Here is an 18,853-nt window from a genome sequence, read left to right as displayed (position 1 = left end):
GAGGGCGTTCCCGCCGTCTAATGCGCGAGGAGAATGGCCATGGGGGCCATTCTAACGGGGTGGTGCAAGCGCTTTTTCTGGGCGTGCGGTCGGCCCGGACCCCGACCCGGATGCGGGCGCCTGGGCCGCGGGTGACGATGGCAGCGGATGACAGCGGACGACGGTGGGGGTTCAGGGGGCGACGCGAGCAGAGGCGGTACCCCATGCAGTTCGACGACGACGCGGACCTGGACACCTCCGAGGTGCAGGATGTGCGCGGCAGTCGGATTCCGGGCGGGAAGGCGACGGTGGGCGGCGGCCTCGCGGGGCTGATCGCGCTGATCCTCGGTCTGCTCCTGGGCGTCGGCCCCGACCAGCTCGGCCTGTCCGACGGCAGCGACTCGCCCGCGCCCACCTCGTCCTCGCTGGCGCAGGTCCAGCAGTCCTGCCACACCGGGCGCGACGCGAACACCAAGGAGGACTGCCGCATCGTGGCGGTGGTCAACAGCGTGCAGGACTTCTGGTCGCAGGAGTTCCGGGACCGCGGCGGACGGTACACGCCCGCTCAGACGGTCCTGTTCAGCGGGCGGGTCGGCACCGCGTGCGGGACGGCGACCTCGGCGGTCGGGCCGTTCTACTGCCCCGGGGACCGCAAGGTCTATCTGGACCTCGGCTTCTTCAGCGACCTGCGGGACAAGTTCGGGGCGAGCGGCGGCTCGTTCGCGCAGGCCTATGTGGTGGCACACGAGTACGCGCACCGCGTGCAGGACCTGATGGGCACCCTGGGCCGCACCAGGGACGGGCAGACCGGCTCGAACAGCAACGCGGTGCGTGTCGAGCTGCAGGCCGACTGCTACGCCGGGGTGTGGGCGCACCACGCCACCACGACCAAGGACGAGTCGACCGGAAAGCCGCTGATCACGAATCTGACGACCGCCGACATCCAGGACGGCCTGTCCGCGGCGGCGGCCGTGGGCGACGACCGGATCCAGGAGCGGTACCAGGGGCGGGTGACGCCGGAGACCTGGACGCACGGCTCGGCGCGGCAGCGGCAGCAGTGGTTCTACGAGGGCTACCGGACCGGCGACATGGCCCGGTGCGACACGTTCCGCTGAACAGCCCGGCCGCCGCACCGGGGGCGTTGTCAGTGGCGGGTGTCACACTGGCGTCGGTCCGGATTCCCGGTTCATCCCGACGCACAGGGGAGTGAGCGGCATGGCAGGTACGGGCGGTCGGCCGAGTGTGTTTCCGACGCTGCTGTACGCGGACGCGAAGGCGGCGATAGCGCAGCTCACGGAGGCCTTCGGATTCACCGAGCTGTCGGTGTACGAGGGCGAGGACGGCGCGGTGCTGCACGCCGAGCTGGTGCAGGGCAACGGGGCGGTGATGCTCGGCTCCAAGGGCCGCGGCGGTGTGTTCGACACGGCGATGAAGGAGGCCGGCCCCTCGGGGGTGTACGTGGTGGTGGACGACGTCGACGCACACCACCAGCGCGCGGTGGACCACGGCGCGGAGATCCTGATGCCCCCGACGGACCAGGACTACGGCTCACGGGACTACATGGCCCGGGACACCGAGGGCAACATCTGGAGCTTCGGCACCTACGCGCCGGACACGGGGGCCTGAGCGGGCCGGCGGCCCGACGGACCCACGCCCCGGGCGGGGGGCTATCCGCCGGTGTGCACCTGGAAGGCGGCCCGGCGCAGTGCCTTCGCGAAGGCGGGGTCGGGGTGGGCGGCGGCGAGCGCGACCAGGACCTGCACGGTGCGGGGATGCCCGACGGCGCGCACCTCGTCCAGGAGCTGGGGGACGGTGGGCTGCACGGCGGACTCCAGGTGCCGGACGAGCAGCGGCGCGTCGCCGTGGTCGGCGACGGCCGCGGCGGTGTCCACCCACAGCCAGGTGGCCTCCTCCCGGGTGAGGGCCTCGTGGGCGTCCTCCGGGTCCACGCCGTCGTGCTCGGCGAGCCACAGGAGGGCGTACGGCCGCAGGGTCGGCTCGTCCAGCACGGCGTGCACATCCGGCTCGGCGGGGGCGCCGACGACGCGCAGTGCCTCGAAGGCGAGGCCGCGCAGCAGGGCGTCCTCCCCCCGGGCGGCCTCGATCAGCTCGGTGACGGCGCTGCCGACGGTGCGGGCGGCGAGCCAGGCGCGGTACTCGGCGCGGGCCGCGTTGGGGCGCAGCTGGGCGCAGCCGCGGAGCATGTCCTCGGCGCCCTGTTCGATGTTCCCGGCGGGGCTCTGCGCGGCCACGCAGATCTGCTCCAGCTTGATCCAGACCGCCCAGCTGCCCAGCGGGGTGAGCGTGGCCTGACCGTCGCCGCAGGTGAGGGCGCCGACGGAGGCGAGGGCGTGCAGGGACCAGTCGAGCAGCGGTGCGAGCGGGGCGAAGGCCCCGCCGCGCTCGGTGCGCAGTTCGGTGACCCGCTGCTGGAGCAGGTCGAGGAGCTGCTCGACCGGGACGGGACCGGCGGACAGCTGGAGGAAGGAGAGCACCTGCGGCATGGCCGAGACGACCTCGGCGACCGCGGCGGGCTCGTGGTCCGGGTGTTCCGGGTGCTCCGGGTAGGCGAGCGACCAGGCGTCGAAGAGCGCGACCCAGCCGCGCAGCACGGCGCTGTCGTCGCGGTCCCAGGCGCGCAGGCGCCAGCCGGGGCGCGCGCTGTCGCCGTGCACCTCGACGAGGCCGGCGAGGCGGGCGATGTCCCAGTCGGCGCGGACCTGAGCGGCGGTCAGGCCCAGGTCGGCGGCGGCCCGTTCGGCGGTCGCGTCGGAGAGGGTGGCCTTGCCGTCGTCGGTCCCGCCGTCGCGGCCGGGGCCGAGGCAGGCGTCGGCCCAGCGGGCGACGCGAGCGGCGCCGGCCAGGCCGGCGCGCGCCATTCTGGCCAGTTCCGCGGGGGCCGGCGTGCCCTCCGGAGGGCGGGGTGCGGGGCGGCGCGTGCGCCGCTGGTTCATCGCTCGGGGGGCGGCGGCCAGGGGTCGCGGTCGGACGAGTCGAAGCCTGGAGTCGCGCGGGATACGGGACGTCACGGGTGCAGTCTTCCGGTTGACGGTCCGAAAACCCAAACGGAATGTCACCGCGGGCGACGGAGAGGGCCAACGCACGCGTTCCGGCGAGGGCCGAGGAGTCGGGATCGAGCCAGGTGCGGGCCCTCCCACGGCCTCAACCGGAACGGCGGGCGGGGGTCACACCGGTGGGTGTCACATCAGCGGGGTCAGGAAGCGGCGCAGCCGCTCCTCGTACTCCTTCGGGTCGGCGTTCCACATCGCGCCGTGCGGGGCGTGCGGCACGGTGTGGAGGGCGACCAGGTCGGGACGGAGGGCGGCGAGGCGGCGGGAGTACTCCCAGGGAGCCACCTCGTCGTCGGGCCCGTGGATGATCAGGGTGGGCACCGTGAGCTGTCCGGCCGGGTCGGCGGTCCGGCCGGTGTGGTCGGGGTGCAGTCCGGTACGGCCCTGGGCGGCCCGCACCGCCAGCGGCAGCAGCGCCTCCGGTGTGTGCCGGGCGGCGGCGAGGGCGCGCAGGGTGGCCTCCCAGCTGAGCACCGGCGAGTCCAGGACGAGTCCGGCGACGCGGTCGCGGACCGGCGAGTGCTGGACCGCGCGCAGCGCCATGGCGGCGCCGGTGGACCAGCCGTACAGGACGACGCGGCGGGCGCCGTAGCGGACGGCGTAGCGGATCGCCGCGTCGAGGTCGCGCCATTCGGTCTCGCCGAGGTGGCCGAGACCGTCGGGCGGGCGGGGTGCGCCGAGGTCGCCGCGGTAGGCGAGGTCGAGCACGGGCAGGCGTCTGTGGTGCAGGAAGCCCATGACGTTCATGGGGTGCTCGCGGGTGGTGCCCAGACCGTGCACGGTGATTACCCAGGTGTCCCGGTAGCCGGGCACGAACCAGGCGGGCAGGGCGCCGAGCTCGCCGGGCACGTCGATGTCGGCGTGGTCGAGGCCGAGCGCGCTGTCGGGGTTGCCGACGTGCACGTTGGGGGTGAGCCACACCTTGTCGCCGGGCCTGAGCGTGCCGTGGGTGACACGGTCCAGTCGGCGTACGACGGCGTCGGCGGTGTGCTCGGCGGACTCCATGACCGGGCCGACGACCGCGTGCGAGCCGTTTCCGGACAGGCCGTAGACGCCGGGGCGCAGGGAGGCCAGGTCGCGGGTGAGGGTGATCCGGCCCGCGGCCGTGGCGTGCACGGTGAGCCGGGGCTCGGTGGGCAGGGGCCGACCGGGCGGTGCCTTGAGGGCGGCGTCGCTGGCCATGCGCCCGGCGGCGACACCGGCCGCGCCGGCCGCCAGGACGGCTGTGACGGCAGCGGCCGTCGCTTTGACAGTGCGCACGGGTCCAGTGTCCCGGTGGACCCGCTCACCGGCCAGTGGGCCCGGCCGCCTCGGGGTGTCGCGGCTGGCCGTAGCCGCGCAGCCGTTCGCTCGCCTCGGCCAGCTGGCGCGGGGACAGCAGGCTGGGGGCCAGGCCCGGTACCGAGGACGCCGTGAGCCACAGGCGGCACATCCACTCCAGCTGTGCGGTGCGGTCGTAGGCCTGGTCGAGGGAGGTGCCGTGGGTGATCGTGCCGTGGTTCTGGAGGAGGCAGCCGGAACGTCCGTCGAGGGCGCGCAGCATGTTGTCGGCGAGTTCGTCGGTGCCGTACGTCGCGTACGGGGCGACCCGTACCGGTCCGCCGAGGGCGCCGGTCATGTAGTGGACGGGCGGGAGTTCGGTGACGAGCGTCGAGACGGCGGTGGCGTGCACGGCGTGGGTGTGGACGACGGCGCGGGCGTCGGTGGTGCGGTAGACGGCGAGGTGCATGGGCAGCTCGCTGGTGGGCACAAGGGTGCCGAGCACCCGCCGTCCGGTGAGGTCGACTCCGGTGATGTCGTCCGGGGTCAGCCGGTCGTAGGGCACTCCGGAGGGGGTGACCAGCACGGTGTCGCCGACCCGCGCCGAGACGTTGCCGGAGGTTCCGACGACCAGCGAGTCGGCCACGGTACGGCGGGCGGTGGCGACGAGCGCCTCCCAGGCGGCCGCCGTGTCGTCGCTGTCGTCGCTGTCCTCGCTGTCGTCACACTGCTGTTCGGCCATACGTCGATCCTGCCAGCCCGCTCCCGTCCGCGGGTGACGGGGATCTCTCGAAGACACGCGCCCGCGACATCGCGGCGCCCGCCTCAGTTCACCTTCCGTTCATCCAGGTTGCCTACGTTCAACCAGCCAATGACCTCGAACGATTGCCTGGGTAAATGGAAAACTTCTCGCTGATCCTCGCGATTGTGGTCGTGACCGCACTCGCGTTCGATTTCACGAACGGTTTTCACGACACCGCCAACGCGATGGCCACGACCATCTCGACCGGCGCGCTCAAGCCCAAGGTCGCGGTGGCCATGTCCGCCGCGCTCAACCTCGTGGGCGCCTTCCTCTCCGTGGAGGTCGCCAACACGATCTCCAAGGGTCTCGTCGACGAGACCGGCATCCGTCCCGAGGTCATCTTCGCCGCCCTGGTCGGCGCGATCCTCTGGAACCTGGTGACGTGGCTGGTGGGACTCCCCTCCAGTTCCTCGCACGCTCTCATGGGCGGCCTGATCGGCGCCACGATCGCCTCGGCCGGCACGGGCGCCGTCCACAGCGACGCGCTCGTCACCAAGGTCCTGATCCCGGCGGTCGCCGCCCCGGTCGTCGCCGGTCTGGCGGCCCTGCTCGCCACCCGCTTCTCCTACGCGCTGAGCAAGGGCTCCGAGACCGAGGCCACCCGCAAGGGCTACCGCGCCGGGCAGATCGCCTCGGCCGGTCTGGTCTCGCTCGCCCACGGCACCAACGATGCGCAGAAGACCATGGGCATCATCACCCTGGCGCTGGTCGCCGGCGGTTCCATCGCCCCCGGCTCCAACCCTCCCACCTGGGTCATCCTCTGCGCGGGTCTCGCGATCGCGCTCGGCACCTACCTCGGCGGCTGGCGCATCATCCGCACCATGGGCAAGGGCCTCACCGACCTTCAGCCGCGGCAGGGGTTCGCCGCCCAGACCAGCGCTGCGACCGCCATCCTGGCCTCCGCGCACCTGGGCTTCTCCCTCTCCACGACGCACGTGGTCTCCGGCTCCGTGATGGGCGCCGGCCTCGGCCGCAAGGGCGGCGTGGTCCGCTGGTCCACCGCGACCCGCATGCTCGTCGCCTGGGTACTGACGCTTCCGGCCGCTGCCCTGGTCGCCGCGCTCGCCGAGTCCGTGACCGACCTCGGTGACTGGGGCACCGCGCTCGTCGCCGTCTTCCTGGTCGCCGCCAGCGCCGCGATCTGGAAGATCTCCCGCCGCGAGGTCGTCGACCACAGCAACGTCAACGAGACCGAGGAGCCGGCGGGCGTGGTGACCACCGCGATCGCCGCCGTGACCCCGCCGCCCACGGCCGCCCTGGCCGAGGAGCTGAAGGCCACGATCCCGTCCCCGGTGCCCGCCTCCGCCGACCCGGCCGCCCCGCCGGCCACCGTCTGACCCCGAGCCCGGTTACTAAGGAAGCATCACCATGAAGATCGACTGGGCAGCTCTCGGCTCCGTCTTCGGCGTCAGCCTCGGAGTCACCGTGGGCCTCGTGGCCCTCTTCACCCTCGGTGTCGCGGGCCTCTCGCGCCGCGAACGCGCCACGGCCCAGGGCGGCGGCGCCACCCTCGCCGCCACGGGCGCCTACGTGTGCTTCGCGGCCTGCGCGTCGGCGGTCGCGTACGGCATCTACCTGATCGTGGTCAAGGCCTGACCGACCCGTGGAAGGCTCCTCCCCGACGCTTGACGGGGAGGAGCCTTTTCGTATGCCGTGACACGGCCGGGCGGGGCCGGTGTGGGGTTCTGCACACTCACCCCGTGCAGGTCAGCGGCGAGTTGACGGCTCTTCCGGGCCCGTGGTGGACTGCCCGGGCCATGTACGGCGGCAGAAGAGGAAGCCGGTGCGAATCCGGCGCGGTCCCGCCACTGTCACCGGGGTATCGGTCCCCGGGAGCCAGGAACTCTCGCCGCCGGTCTCGTCGAACCAGGGCGTGGACACCCTGAGTGAGGACATATCGCCATGCTCGCTCGGCCGTTGAGGGCCAGACAGGCCTTCGGGTACACCACAGGATCGCTGCCCGACCCTTCGGCCGGCTGAGCCGATGCGTGCCGATCGCGTCTTCGCGTACGGCGCCTCCGCCGGCCTCCTCGCCGACCTGATCCTGGGCGATCCGCGCCACGGGCACCCCGTCGCCGCGTTCGGGCGCACGGCCGCCTCCGTGGAACGGGCGCTGTGGCGGGACCACCGCGGCTGGGGGGCCGCGCACACCGCCGTCTGCGTCGGCGGAGCCGTGGCCCTCGGCGCCCTCGCCCACCGGGCAGCCCGCTCCTCCACCGCCGCCTCCGTCGCCCTCACCGCGGCGGCCACCTGGACGGTCGTCGGCGGGAGTTCACTCGCCCGCGAGGCCCGGATCATCGGGCGCGCCCTGGAGGCGGGCGACCTCTCGGCGGCCCGCGCCCGGCTGCCGCACCTGTGCGGCCGGGACCCGCAGGCCCTCGACGCCGACGCCATGGCGCGGGCGGTGGTGGAGTCCGTCGCGGAGAACACCTCGGACGCCGTGGTCGGTGCCCTGGTGTGGGGTGCCGCGGCCGGCGTGCCCGGACTCCTCGGGTTCCGCGCCGTGAACACCCTCGACGCGATGGTCGGCCACAAGTCGCTTCGCCACCGGCGGTTCGGCTGGGCCTCCGCCCGTCTCGACGACGTCGCCGGCTGGCCCGGCGCCCGGCTCACCGCCGTGCTCGCCGCCGTCGCGGGCCCGGATCCGCGCGGCGCGCTGCGCGCCTGGCGGGCGGACGCGCACCGGCACCCGAGCCCCAACGCCGGGCCGGTGGAAGCCTCCTTCGCGGGCGCCCTCGGCGTGCGGCTCGGCGGCACGCTCTCCTACGGAGGCCGGATCGAGCACCGGCCCGTGCTCAACGGCGGTGGCCGCCCCGTGGCCACCGGCGACATCCACCGGGCCGTACGGCTCTCCCGCCGGGTCGGCCTGCTCGCGCTCGGCACGGGAATCGCCGCGCGCGCCATCGTGCGGAAGGCAAGGGGGCACAACTCGTGAACGGCAGGGGTCTACTGGTCGCCGGCACCACGTCGGACGCCGGCAAGAGCGTGGTGACGGCGGGGATCTGCCGGTGGCTGGTACGGCAGGGGGTCAAGGTCGCGCCCTTCAAGGCGCAGAACATGTCGCTCAATTCGTTCGTGACCCGTGAGGGCGCGGAGATCGGCCGGGCGCAGGCGATGCAGGCGCAGGCCTGCCGCGTCGAGCCGACCGCTCTGATGAACCCCGTGCTGCTGAAGCCGGGCGGCGAGCAGAGCAGTCAGGTGGTGCTGCTGGGCAAGCCGGTGGGCGAGATGAGCGCGCGTGGGTTCTTCGGGGAGTCCGGGGGGGCCGGGAAGTCCGGGGAGTCGTCCCCCGGGGCGGGGCTGCACGGTGGACGCCGGCAGCGTCTGCTCGGGACCGTGCTGGAGTGCCTCGCCGAGTTGCGGGGCACGTATGACGCGGTGATCTGTGAAGGGGCCGGCTCTCCCGCCGAGATCAACCTGCGCCGGACCGACATCGTGAACATGGGGATCGCGCGGGGCGCGCGGCTGCCCGTGCTCGTCGTCGGCGACATCGACCGCGGCGGCGTGTTCGCCTCCTTCTTCGGCACCGTGGCCCTGCTCTCCCCCGAGGACCAGGAACTGGTCGCCGGGTTCCTCGTCAACAAGTTCCGGGGCGACGTCGGCCTCCTGGAACCGGGCCTCGACATGCTGCACGGACTCACCGGACGGCACACGTACGGCGTGCTGCCGTTCCGGCACGGGCTCGGTATCGACGAGGAGGACGGGCTGCGTGTCTCCCTGCGCGGAACCGTGCGCGAGTCGAACGTCGCCCCGCCCGTCGGGCAGGACGTGCTGCGCGTGGCGGTCTGCGCCGTGCCGCTGATGTCCAACTTCACCGACGTGGACGCCCTCGCCGCCGAACCCGGCGTCGTCGTACGGTTCGTGGACCGGCCGGAGGAGCTCGCCGACGCCGACCTGGTGATCCTGCCGGGGACCCGGGGAACCGTGCGGGCGCTGGAGTGGCTGCGGGAACGCGGGCTGGCGGACGCGATACGGCGCAGGGCCGCCGAAGGACGGCCCGTGCTCGGCATCTGCGGCGGCTTCCAGGTGCTCGGCGAGCACATCGAGGACGACGTGGAGAGCCGCCGCGGACACGTGGACGGGCTCGGAATCCTGCCCGTCCGGGTGCGGTTCGCCCGGGAGAAGACCCTCACCCGCCCGACCGGGCAGGCCCTCGGTGAGCATGTCGAGGGCTACGAGATCCACCACGGCGTCGCCGAAGTGCTGGGTGGCGACGTGTTCTTCGCCGACGACAGCGGGCACCCCTTGGACGGCTGCCGGGTCGGACAGACCTGGGGCACCCACTGGCACGGCTCCCTGGAGTCGGACGCCTTCCGGCGGGCCTTTTTGCGGGAGGTGGCGGCCGCCGCGGGCCGCCGCTTCGTGCCGGCCCCCGACACCTCGTTCGCCGAGCTGCGCGAGGAGCAGCTCGACCGGCTCGGCGACCTGATCGAACAGCACGCGGACACCGACGCGCTCTGGCGGCTCATCGAGTCGGGCGCGCCACAAGGACTGCCCTTCATTCCACCGGGAGCGCCCGCATGAGCACAGTGTTGTTGTTGTCGACCGCCGACACCGATCTGCTGGCGGCACGGGCCTCCGGCGCGTCCTACCGGATCGGCAACCCCACCCGCGTGGACGTCGCGGAGGAGCTTCCCGGGCTGATCGGGGGCGCGGACATCGCGGTCGTACGGCTGCTGGGCGGAAAGCGCGCCTGGGAGGACGGGCTCGCCGCGCTCAGGGCGTCCGGTGTCCCGACGGTGCTGCTCGGCGGTGAGAGCGTCCCCGACGCCGAGCTGATGGCGGAGTCGTCCGTACCGGCCGGTGTGGTGGCCGAGGCGCTGCGCTACCTGGTCGAGGGCGGCCCCGACAACCTCACCGAACTCGCCCGGTTCCTGTCGGACACCGTGCTGCTGACCGGCGAGGGCTTCGAGGAGCCGCGGAAGATGCCGGAGTACGGCGTCCACGGCGACCGCGCCCGCACCGAGGGCCGCCCCACCGTGGGCGTGCTCTTCTACCGCGCCCACGAACTGAGCGGCAACACCGCCTTCGTGGACACCCTGTGCGAGGCGATCGAGGCGCACGGCGCCAACGCCCTCCCGGTGTACTGCGGTTCGCTGCGCGGCGCCGACGCCGGGCTGTACGAGATCCTCGGCCGGGCGGACGCACTGGTCGCCACCGTGCTCGCGGCGGGCGGCACCCACGCCTCGCAGGCGTCGGCGGGCGGCGACGAGGAGGCCTGGGACATCGGCGCGCTGGCCGAACTGGACATCCCCGTGCTGCAGGGCCTCTGCCTGACCTCCTCGCGGGCCGCCTGGGACGAGTCCGACGCCGCCCTCTCCCCCATGGACGCGGCGATGCAGGTCGCGATCCCGGAGTTCGACGGACGGCTCATCACGGTGCCCTTCTCCTTCAAGGAGCAGGGCCCGGACGACGTCCCGGTCTACGTCGCCGACCCCGAGCGGGCCGGACGCGTCGCCGGAATCGCCGTACGGCACGCGCGACTGCGGCACAAGCCGAACGCGGAGAAGAAGCTCGCGCTGGTCTTCACCGCCTACCCGACCAAGCACTCGCGGGTCGGCAACGCGGTCGGACTCGACACGCCTGCCTCGGCGGTACGGGTCCTGGACGCGCTGCGGGACGCGGGCTACGCCCTCACCGAGTACCCCGACAACGGCGACGAGCTGATCCACCGGCTGATCGAGGCCGGCGGCCACGACGTCGAGTGGCTCACCGAGGAACAGCTCGCCACCGCGCCCGCGCGGGTGCCGCTCGCCGACTACCGCACCTGGTTCGACGGGCTCGACCCGGAACTGCGCGACGCCATGCTGGAGGCATGGGGCGAGCCGCCGGGCGGTCTGTACGTGGACGGCGAGGACATCGTGCTGGCGTCGCTCCAATTCGGGAACGTCGTCGTGATGATCCAGCCGCCGCGCGGCTTCGGCGAGAACCCGATCGCGATCTACCACGACCCCGACATGCCGCCGTCGCACCACTACATGGCCGCCTACCGCTGGCTGGACAACAGCTTCGGCGCCGACGCCGTCGTGCACATGGGCAAGCACGGCACGATGGAGTGGCTGCCGGGCAAGGGCCTCGGGCTGTCGCACGGGTGCGCGCCGGACGCGGTCCTCGGCGAACTGCCCCTGATCTACCCGTTCATCGTCAACGACCCCGGTGAGGGCACCCAGGCCAAGCGGCGCGGGCACGCCACGGTCGTGGACCACCTCGTGCCGCCGATGGCCCGCGCCGACACCTACGGCGACCTGGCCAAGCTGGAACAGCTCCTGGACGAGTACGCGCTCGTGTCGGACCTGGACCCGGCCAAGGCCCCGGCCGTACGGGCGCAGATCTGGACCCTCGTCAAGGCCGCCGAACTCCACCACGACCTGCATGTGGACGACCAGCCGGACGACGACGCCTTCGACGAGTTCGTCATGCACATCGACGGCTATCTGTGCGAGATCAAGGATGTGCAGATCCGCGACGGCCTGCACATCCTGGGCGGCGGTCCGGAGGGCGAAGCGCGCGTCAACCTCGTGCTCGCCGTGCTGCGCGCCTCGCAGGTGTGGGGCGGGCAGGCGAACGCGCTGCCGGGTCTGCGGGCCTCGCTGGCCGAGCACTTCGGGCTGGTGGAGAAGGACCTGCTGGCCGAGCCGGGCGCGCCGGTGAAGGTGCCGGTGGAGCTGACGGACCTGGTCGAAGGGCCCGCGCGCACCGGCGCCGACGCCATCGACCTGCTGGAGCAGCTGTGCCGGCGGTTCGCGCAGGGGATGGAGGAGCGCGGCTGGGACAGCGCGGCGGTCCCGGGCCTCGTCCGCGAGGTGCTCCGCACCGGGCTCCCCGACGCGGCGGCCGTGCTGGAGTTCGCCTGTACCGAGGTGGTGCCGAGGCTGGCGCGGACCACGGACGAGATCGGCCACATCCTGCGCGCCCTCGACGGCGGTTACGTCCCGGCGGGCCCGTCCGGCTCCCCCACGCGCGGCCTGGTCAACGTGCTGCCGACCGGCCGCAACTTCTACTCCGTCGACCCCAAGGCCATTCCGTCCCGGCTGAGCTGGGAGGTCGGTCAGGCGCTGGCCGACTCGCTGGTGCAGAGGTATCTGACGGACACGGGCGAGTACCCGAAGTCGGTCGGTCTCACGGTCTGGGGCACGTCCGCGATGCGCACCCAGGGCGACGACATCGCCGAGATCCTGGCCCTGCTGGGCTGCCGTCCGGTGTGGGACGACGCCTCACGGCGCGTCACCGGCTTCGAGATCGTGCCGCCGGCGGAGCTGGGGCGGCCGCGCATCGACGTGACGGTCCGGATCTCCGGCTTCTTCCGTGACGCGTTCCCGCACGTGGTGGGGCTGATCGATGACGCGGTACGCGCGGTGGCCGAACTGGACGAGCCCGCCGAGTCCAACTTCGTACGGGCCCATGTGGACGAGGACACCGCCGAACACGGCGACCGGCGGCGCGCGTCGGCCCGTATCTTCGGGTCGAAGCCGGGGGCGTACGGCGCCGGTCTGCTGCCGCTGATCGACGCGCGGAACTGGCGCTCGGACGCCGACCTCGCCGAGGTGTACGCCGTGTGGGGCGGTTACGCGTACGGGCGCGGGCTGGACGGCCGGGCGGCGCGCGGCGACATGGAGACGGCGTTCCGGCGGATCGCGGTGGCGGCCAAGAACGTCGACACGAGAGAGCACGACCTGGTCGACGCCGACGACTACTTCCAGTACCACGGCGGCATGGTCGCGATGGTGCGGCATCTGACGGGCGCCAGCCCCGAGGCGTACGTGGGCGATTCGGCGGTGCCGGACCAGGTGCGGACGCGGACGCTGGGCGAGGAGACGCACCGGGTCTTCCGGGCCCGGGTGGTCAACCCGCGCTGGATGTCGGCCATGCGCAGGCACGGCTACAAGGGCGCGTTCGAGATGGCCGCGACCGTGGACTACCTCTTCGGGTACGACGCCACGGCCGGGGTCGTGGACGACTGGATGTACGAGAAGCTGGCGTCCGAGTACGTGTTCTCGCCGGAGAACCAGGAGTTCATGCGGAATTCCAACCCCTGGGCGCTGCGCGGCATCACGGAACGGCTGCTGGAGGCCGCGGACCGGGGCCTCTGGGCGGAGCCGGACGCGGACACGCTGGAACGGCTGCGCGCCACCTATCTGGAACTCGAAGGCGATCTGGAGGGCGACGACAAGTGACTGCCCCGTTTCCGTTCACCGCCGTCGTCGGTCAGGACGACCTGCGGCTGGCCCTGCTGCTGAACGCCGTGAGCCCGTCGGTCGGCGGTGTGCTGGTGCGAGGAGAGAAGGGCACCGCGAAGAGCACGGCCGTGCGGGCCCTTTCGGCGCTGCTCCCCGGGGTCGACGTCGTCCCCGGCTGCCGTTTCTCCTGCGCCCCCGGCTCCCCCGACCCCTCCTGCCCGGACGGTCCGCACGAGGCGGGCGCCGGTGCCGAACGGCCGGCGCGCATGGTCGAACTGCCCGTCGGTGCCTCCGAGGACCGGCTGGTCGGCGCCCTGGACATCGAGCGGGCGCTCGCGGAGGGCGTGAAGGCCTTCGAGCCCGGTCTGCTGGCCGACGCGCATCGCGGGATCCTGTACGTCGACGAGGTCAACCTGCTGCACGACCACCTGGTCGACCTCCTGCTGGACGCCGCCGCCATGGGCGCCTCCTACGTCGAGCGGGAGGGCGTCTCCGTCCGCCATGCCGCGCGCTTCCTGCTCGTCGGGACCATGAATCCGGAGGAGGGCGAGCTGCGGCCCCAGCTCCTCGACCGTTTCGGGCTGACGGTCGAGGTCGCCGCCTCGCGCGAGCCCGACCAGCGCGTGGAGGTCGTACGGCGGCGGCTCGCGTACGACGACGAGCCGGCCGCCTTCGCCGCGCGCTGGGCCGACGACGAGGCCGCCGTACGGGCCCGGATCGTCGCGGCGCGGGAACTGCTGCCGTCGGTGCGGCTGGGCGACGCCGCGCTGCGGCAGATCGCGGCGACCTGCGCGGCTTTCGAGGTGGACGGCATGCGCGCCGACATCGTGATGGCGCGTACCGCCACCGCGCTGGCGGCCTGGGCCGGGCGTACCGACGTACTCGCCGAGGACGTGCGGCAGGCGGCGCTGCTGGCGCTGCCCCACCGGCGCAGGCGGAATCCGTTCGACGCGCCCGGCCTGGACGAGGACAAGCTGGACCAGACGCTGGAGGAGTTCTCCGGGGACGACGATCCCGACCCGGATCCCGACGGCGGTCCCGGTGACGGTCCCGGCGGGGGCGGCGGGCAGCCGTCGCCGGACGAGGGCCCGCAAGGCGGTGACACCGGTGCGCGGCCCGAGGCCGGGGAGGGCGGGGAGCCGCAGCCGTCCGGTGCCGGGGAGCAGTCCGCCGCACGGGCCGCCGAGCCCTTTCGCACCAAGGTGCTGAGTGTGCCCGGTATCGGTGAGGGTGCCGCCGGGCGGCGTTCACGGGCGCGGACCGAGCACGGACGGACCACGGGCGCCCGGCGGCCGCAGGGCAGGCTCGGCAAGCTGCACCTGGCGGCCACCGTCCAGGCGGCGGCTCCGCATCAGCGGGCGCGGGGGCGGTCCGGGCCGGGGCTCGTGGTGCGCAGGGACGATCTGCGGCAGGCCACCCGCGAGGGGCGCGAGGGAAACCTCGTCCTCTTCGTCGTGGACGCCTCCGGCTCCATGGCGGCGCGCCGGCGGATGAGCGCCGTGAAGGGTGCGGTGCTGTCGCTGCTCCTCGACGCCTACCAGCGGCGCGACAAGGTGGGTCTGGTGACCTTCCGGGGCAAGGAGGCGCAGGTCGCGTTGCCGCCGACCTCATCCGTCGATGCCGCCGCCGTCCGGCTGGAGTCGCTGCCCACGGGCGGGCGTACTCCGCTGGCCGCCGGGCTGCTGAAGGCGCACGAGGTGCTGCGCATCGAGCGGCTGCGGGACCCCGCGCGGCGGGCGCTGGTGGTCGTGGTGACGGACGGACGGGCCACCGGGGGCAGGGAGCCCGTGGCCCTGGCCGGGCGTGCAGCGGGACTGCTGGCCGCCGGGGGAGTCGCTTCGGTGGTCGTGGACTGCGAGTCGGGCCCGGTGCGGCTCGGGCTCGCCGGGCAGCTCGCCGGTGAACTGGGCGGTACGACCGTCACGCTGGACGAGCTGCGGGCCGACTCGATCGCCGGTCTCGTCAGGGACGTGCAGGGGACGCAACGGAACCAGAGGAGGGCCGCGTAATGCCGCAGGGGCAGCCGAGTGTCGTACCGGAGGACGGGCTGACGACCCGGCAGCGGCGCAACCGTCCGCTGGTCGTCGTGCACACCGGGATCGGGAAGGGCAAGTCCACCGCCGCTTTCGGGCTGGCGTTGCGCGCCTGGAACCAGGGCTGGCCCATCGGGGTGTTCCAGTTCGTCAAGTCGGCGAAGTGGAAGGTCGGCGAGGAGAACGCGCTGCGGGTGCTGGGGGCGTCCGGCGAGGGCGGAACCGTCGACTGGCACAAGATGGGCGAGGGCTGGTCGTGGGTCCAGCGGGACCTCGACAACTCGACCAACGAGGAGAAGGCCCGCGAGGGTTGGGAGCAGGTCAAGCGTGACCTGGCGGCCGAGACGTACCGGCTGTACGTGCTGGACGAGTTCGCCTACCCGATGCACTGGGGGTGGGTCGACACCGACGAGGTGGTGGAGGTGCTGCGCGCCCGGCCCGGTACCCAGCATGTCGTGATCACCGGACGGAACGCGCCGGAGAAGCTGGTCGGCTTCGCGGATCTCGTCACGGACATGTCCAAGGTCAAGCACCCCATGGACGCCGGCCAGAAGGGCCAGAAGGGCATCGAGTGGTGACCTCCTCGTCCGTGCCCCGGCTGGTCGTCGCCGCGCCCGCCTCGGGCAGCGGCAAGACCACCGTCGCCACGGGGCTGATGGCCGCGTTCGCCGCGCGGGGGCTCGCCGTGTCCCCGCACAAGGTCGGGCCGGACTACATCGACCCCGGGTATCACGCGCTCGCCACCGGGCGTGCGGGGCGCAACCTCGACGCGTACCTGTGCGGTCCCGACCTGGTCGGTCCGCTGTTCGCGCACGGTGCGCACGGGTGCGACATCGCCGTGGTCGAGGGCGTGATGGGGCTGTACGACGGGGCAGCCGGAGAGGGCGAGCTGGCCTCCACCGCGCATGTGGCGAAGCTGCTGCGGGCGCCGGTGGTCCTGGTCGTGGACGCCTCGTCGCAGTCCCGGTCGGTGGCCGCGCTGGTGCACGGGTTCGCCTCCTGGGATCCGCAGGTGCGGGTGGGGGGCGTGATCCTGAACAAGGTGGCGTCGGACCGGCACGAGGAGCTGCTGCGGGACGCCCTGGACTCCGCCGGGGTGCCGGTGCTCGGCGTCCTGCGGCGGGCTCGGCAGGTGGAGACTCCCTCACGGCATCTGGGACTGGTGCCGGTCGCCGAGCGGCGGCAGGCGGCGGTGGAGGCCGTCGAGGCGATGGCCTCGCAGGTCGCGGCCGGGTGCGACCTGGACGCGCTGGCGGCGCTGGCGCGGACCGCCGGTGAACTGTCGTGCGCGGCCTGGAACGCGGCCGAGGCCGTCGGCCCGGCCGCCCACGATCACCCGACCCGGCCGGCCGGGGAGCGGGCCCCCGTGGTGGCCGTCGCCGGTGGGGAGGCCTTCACGTTCTCCTACGCCGAGCACACCGAGCTGCTCACCGCCGCCGGTGCCGAGGTCGTCACCTTCGATCCGCTCCGGGACGAGGACCTGCCGGACGGAACGCGCGGGCTGGTCATCGGCGGCGGCTTCCCCGAGGTGTACGGCGCCGAGCTGTCCGCCAACGAGCCGCTGCGCAAGGCCGTCGCCGAACTGGCGCTCGGCGGCGCCCCGGTGGCCGCCGAGTGCGCCGGACTGCTGTATCTGTGCCGGGAGCTGGACGGGCACCCCATGTGCGGTGTGCTCGACGCGAGCGCGCGGATGGGTGAACGGCTCACACTCGGCTACCGGGACGCGGTGGCCGTGAGCGACAGTGTGCTCGCCGCCGCCGGAACCCGGATGCGCGGGCACGAGTTCCACCGCACGGTGGCCGAGCCCGGCGCGGGGCCGACTCCCGCCTGGGGCGTGCGTACGCCCGCGCGGCGGATCGAGGGTTTCGTACAGCAGGGCGTGCACGCGAGTTATCTGCACACGCACTGGGCGTCCACGCCCGGTGTCGCCCGTCGGTTCGTGGAGAGGTGCCGGACATCATGAGCAGCAGGCTGGTCGGGGTCGGTGTGGGGCCCGGTGATCCGGAGCTGGTGACCGTCAAGGGCGTCAACGCGCTGCGCGCCGCCGCGGTCGTGGTCGTACCCGTGATGGACACCGGTGAGCGCGGCCGGGCCGAGGCGACGGTGCTGCACTACGTGCCGGCGGAGAACGTCGTACGGGTGGTGTTCGCGCTGAACGAGCGGTCCGACCGGGCGCGCCGCGAGGCGGCCTGGGACGCTGCCGGTGGGCGGGTCGCCGAGTTGCTGCGGGAGCACGGTTCGGTCGCCTTCGCGACGATCGGCGACCCCAACGTGTACTCGACGTTCACCTATCTGGCGCAGACGATCGCGGAACTGGTGCCGGGTACGGCGGTCGAGACCGTGCCCGGGATCACCGCCATGCAGGATCTCGCGGCGCGGTCCGGGGCGGTGCTGACCGAGGGCACCGAGCCGCTGACGCTCGTACCGGTGACCGCCGGGACCGGGGTGCTCAAGGACGCGCTGAACGGGCCGGGGACGGTGGTGGCGTACAAGTTCGGGCGGCAGGCCGGGGAGGTGGCCGAGGCGCTGCGGGAGACCGGGCGGATCGGTGACGCGGTGTGGGGCTCGGCGCTGGGGCTGCCGGAGGAGTCGATCCGGCCCGCAGGTGAGCTCGACGGGGCCCCGCTGCCGTATCTGTCCACGCTCATCGCGCCCGCGCGTCGGGACGGCGGCCGGGGCGGCAAGCTGTGACACACCGGTCCGGTGCCCGGTCGGTGTCAGCCGGAGAAACCCACCACCAGCCAGATGAAGGCGGCGCCCGCGACCGTGCACAGCAGGGTCGAGCGGGCGGGGTGCTCATGGTGGGCCTCGGGGAGGATCTCGGCCGCGGCGAGATAGAGCAGCACACCGCCGAAGAGGCCGAGATAGCCGCCGAGCACTTGCTCCGGGAGGGTGAAGAAGGACGTCGACAGGGCGCCGAGGACCGGTGCGCAGGCGTCGGCCACCAGCATGGCCACCGCCTTGCGGCGGGCGTTGCCGTAGAGGCTGGTGATGGTGAAGGTGTTGAAGCCGTCGGCGAAGTCGTGGGCGATCACCGCTATGGCCACGGCCGTGCCCATGCCGCCGCCCACCTGGAAGGCGGCGCCGATGGCCACGCCGTCCATGGCGCTGTGGCCGACCATCGCGGCGGCCACCGTCAGGCCCACCTCGGGCGCCCGGTGGTCGTGCCCGTGCGGCGCGGCCGGGTGAGCGTGTTCCTCACCCCCGTGCGCGGCCTGCCGGGCCGCCAGCAGACGTTCCACCAGATGGGCGAGGAGGAACCCGGCCACGAACAGCAGCAGGGCCGCCGGTACGCCGAAGACCTCACGGCCCGCCGCGCGCAGCGCCTCCGGCAGCAGGTCGAGGCCGACCACACCGAGCATCAGCCCGCCTGCCAGGCCGAGGACGAGGTGGCGGCGGTCGGTCACACGCTGTGCCGTCCAGCCGCCGGCCAGCGTCATCAGGAACGCGCCGAGCGCGACGAAGACCGCCATAGGCCTTTGCTATCCGATCGCACCCGGCTCGCGCACATCCGGCCGCGCCGCGCCCACC

General features: G+C 73.3%; 15 protein-coding genes and 1 riboswitch. Of the genes, 11 read left to right on the top strand and 4 right to left on the bottom strand.

Annotated features, from left to right (window positions below; all coding sequences use genetic code 11):
* Positions 1 to 203: 203 nt before the first annotated feature.
* Positions 204 to 1,094, top strand: coding sequence for a neutral zinc metallopeptidase (locus ACIPK3_RS05845; RefSeq protein ID WP_402566767.1), 891 nt, complete (start codon positions 204 to 206; stop codon positions 1,092 to 1,094).
* 100 nt (positions 1,095 to 1,194) lie between these two features.
* On the top strand, positions 1,195 to 1,605 hold the full coding sequence (locus tag ACIPK3_RS05840; RefSeq protein WP_402566766.1) for a VOC family protein: 411 nt from the start codon (positions 1,195 to 1,197) through the stop codon (positions 1,603 to 1,605).
* A gap of 41 nt (positions 1,606 to 1,646) precedes the next feature.
* On the opposite strand, the gene ACIPK3_RS05835 is transcribed toward ACIPK3_RS05840, so the two are convergent.
* The 3 genes from ACIPK3_RS05835 to ACIPK3_RS05825 form a co-directional block, all read right to left on the bottom strand.
* Positions 1,647 to 3,008, bottom strand: coding sequence for a hypothetical protein (locus ACIPK3_RS05835; RefSeq protein ID WP_402566765.1), 1,362 nt, complete (start codon positions 3,006 to 3,008; stop codon positions 1,647 to 1,649).
* A 171-nt stretch (positions 3,009 to 3,179) separates the two neighbouring features.
* The gene (locus ACIPK3_RS05830) at positions 3,180 to 4,310 is read right to left on the bottom strand and encodes an alpha/beta hydrolase family protein (protein WP_402566764.1); all 1,131 of its coding nucleotides are present in this window, start codon (positions 4,308 to 4,310) and stop codon (positions 3,180 to 3,182) included.
* Positions 4,311 to 4,335: 25 nt separating this feature from the next.
* Positions 4,336 to 5,052 (bottom strand): class II aldolase/adducin family protein, encoded by a 717-nt coding sequence (locus ACIPK3_RS05825; protein ID WP_402566763.1) that lies wholly within the window; start codon positions 5,050 to 5,052, stop codon positions 4,336 to 4,338.
* 155 nt (positions 5,053 to 5,207) lie between these two features.
* Between ACIPK3_RS05825 and ACIPK3_RS05820 the strand changes: the two genes are divergently transcribed.
* The 9 genes from ACIPK3_RS05820 (at position 5,208) to cobI (ending at position 18,013) form a co-directional block, all read left to right on the top strand.
* A complete protein-coding gene (locus tag ACIPK3_RS05820; RefSeq protein WP_402566762.1) occupies positions 5,208 to 6,449 on the top strand; it encodes an anion permease in 1,242 nt (413 codons plus the stop codon).
* A 31-nt stretch (positions 6,450 to 6,480) separates the two neighbouring features.
* The gene (locus ACIPK3_RS05815; protein ID WP_402566761.1) at positions 6,481 to 6,708 is read left to right on the top strand and encodes a hypothetical protein; all 228 of its coding nucleotides are present in this window, start codon (positions 6,481 to 6,483) and stop codon (positions 6,706 to 6,708) included.
* Between the two features lie 129 nt (positions 6,709 to 6,837).
* A riboswitch (cobalamin riboswitch) is annotated at positions 6,838 to 6,981 on the top strand.
* A gap of 115 nt (positions 6,982 to 7,096) precedes the next feature.
* Positions 7,097 to 8,047, top strand: a complete 951-nt coding sequence (locus ACIPK3_RS05810) for a cobalamin biosynthesis protein (protein ID WP_402566760.1) — start codon at positions 7,097 to 7,099, stop codon at positions 8,045 to 8,047.
* Complete coding sequence (locus ACIPK3_RS05805) at positions 8,044 to 9,636, top strand: cobyric acid synthase (protein ID WP_402566759.1); 1,593 nt, start codon at positions 8,044 to 8,046, stop codon at positions 9,634 to 9,636. The genes ACIPK3_RS05810 and ACIPK3_RS05805 overlap by 4 nt, the downstream gene beginning before the upstream one ends.
* Positions 9,633 to 13,286: a cobaltochelatase subunit CobN gene (gene cobN, locus ACIPK3_RS05800; protein WP_402566758.1), complete on the top strand. Its 3,654-nt coding sequence runs from the start codon at positions 9,633 to 9,635 to the stop codon at positions 13,284 to 13,286. The genes ACIPK3_RS05805 and cobN overlap by 4 nt, the downstream gene beginning before the upstream one ends.
* The gene (locus ACIPK3_RS05795) at positions 13,283 to 15,298 is read left to right on the top strand and encodes a putative cobaltochelatase (protein ID WP_402566757.1); all 2,016 of its coding nucleotides are present in this window, start codon (positions 13,283 to 13,285) and stop codon (positions 15,296 to 15,298) included. The genes cobN and ACIPK3_RS05795 overlap by 4 nt, the downstream gene beginning before the upstream one ends.
* Positions 15,298 to 15,900, top strand: a complete 603-nt coding sequence (cobO, locus tag ACIPK3_RS05790; RefSeq protein ID WP_402566756.1) for a cob(I)yrinic acid a,c-diamide adenosyltransferase — start codon at positions 15,298 to 15,300, stop codon at positions 15,898 to 15,900. The genes ACIPK3_RS05795 and cobO overlap by 1 nt, the downstream gene beginning before the upstream one ends.
* Complete coding sequence (locus ACIPK3_RS05785) at positions 15,894 to 17,285, top strand: cobyrinate a,c-diamide synthase (RefSeq protein ID WP_402566755.1); 1,392 nt, start codon at positions 15,894 to 15,896, stop codon at positions 17,283 to 17,285. Before cobO ends, ACIPK3_RS05785 begins: the two co-directional genes overlap by 7 nt.
* On the top strand, positions 17,282 to 18,013 hold the full coding sequence (cobI, locus tag ACIPK3_RS05780; protein ID WP_402566754.1) for a precorrin-2 C(20)-methyltransferase: 732 nt from the start codon (positions 17,282 to 17,284) through the stop codon (positions 18,011 to 18,013). The genes ACIPK3_RS05785 and cobI overlap by 4 nt, the downstream gene beginning before the upstream one ends.
* A 26-nt stretch (positions 18,014 to 18,039) precedes the next feature.
* Here the strand turns inward: cobI and ACIPK3_RS05775 are convergent, their stop codons facing one another.
* Positions 18,040 to 18,795: a ZIP family metal transporter gene (locus ACIPK3_RS05775; RefSeq protein ID WP_402566753.1), complete on the bottom strand. Its 756-nt coding sequence runs from the start codon at positions 18,793 to 18,795 to the stop codon at positions 18,040 to 18,042.
* Positions 18,796 to 18,853: the final 58 nt, after the last annotated feature.

Source organism: Streptomyces sp. NPDC086787 (genome assembly GCF_044745865.1).
GTDB lineage: Bacteria > Actinomycetota > Actinomycetes > Streptomycetales > Streptomycetaceae > Streptomyces.
The sequence above is the reverse complement of the archived record's forward strand: the minus strand, read 5'-3'. Positions and strand labels throughout refer to the sequence as shown.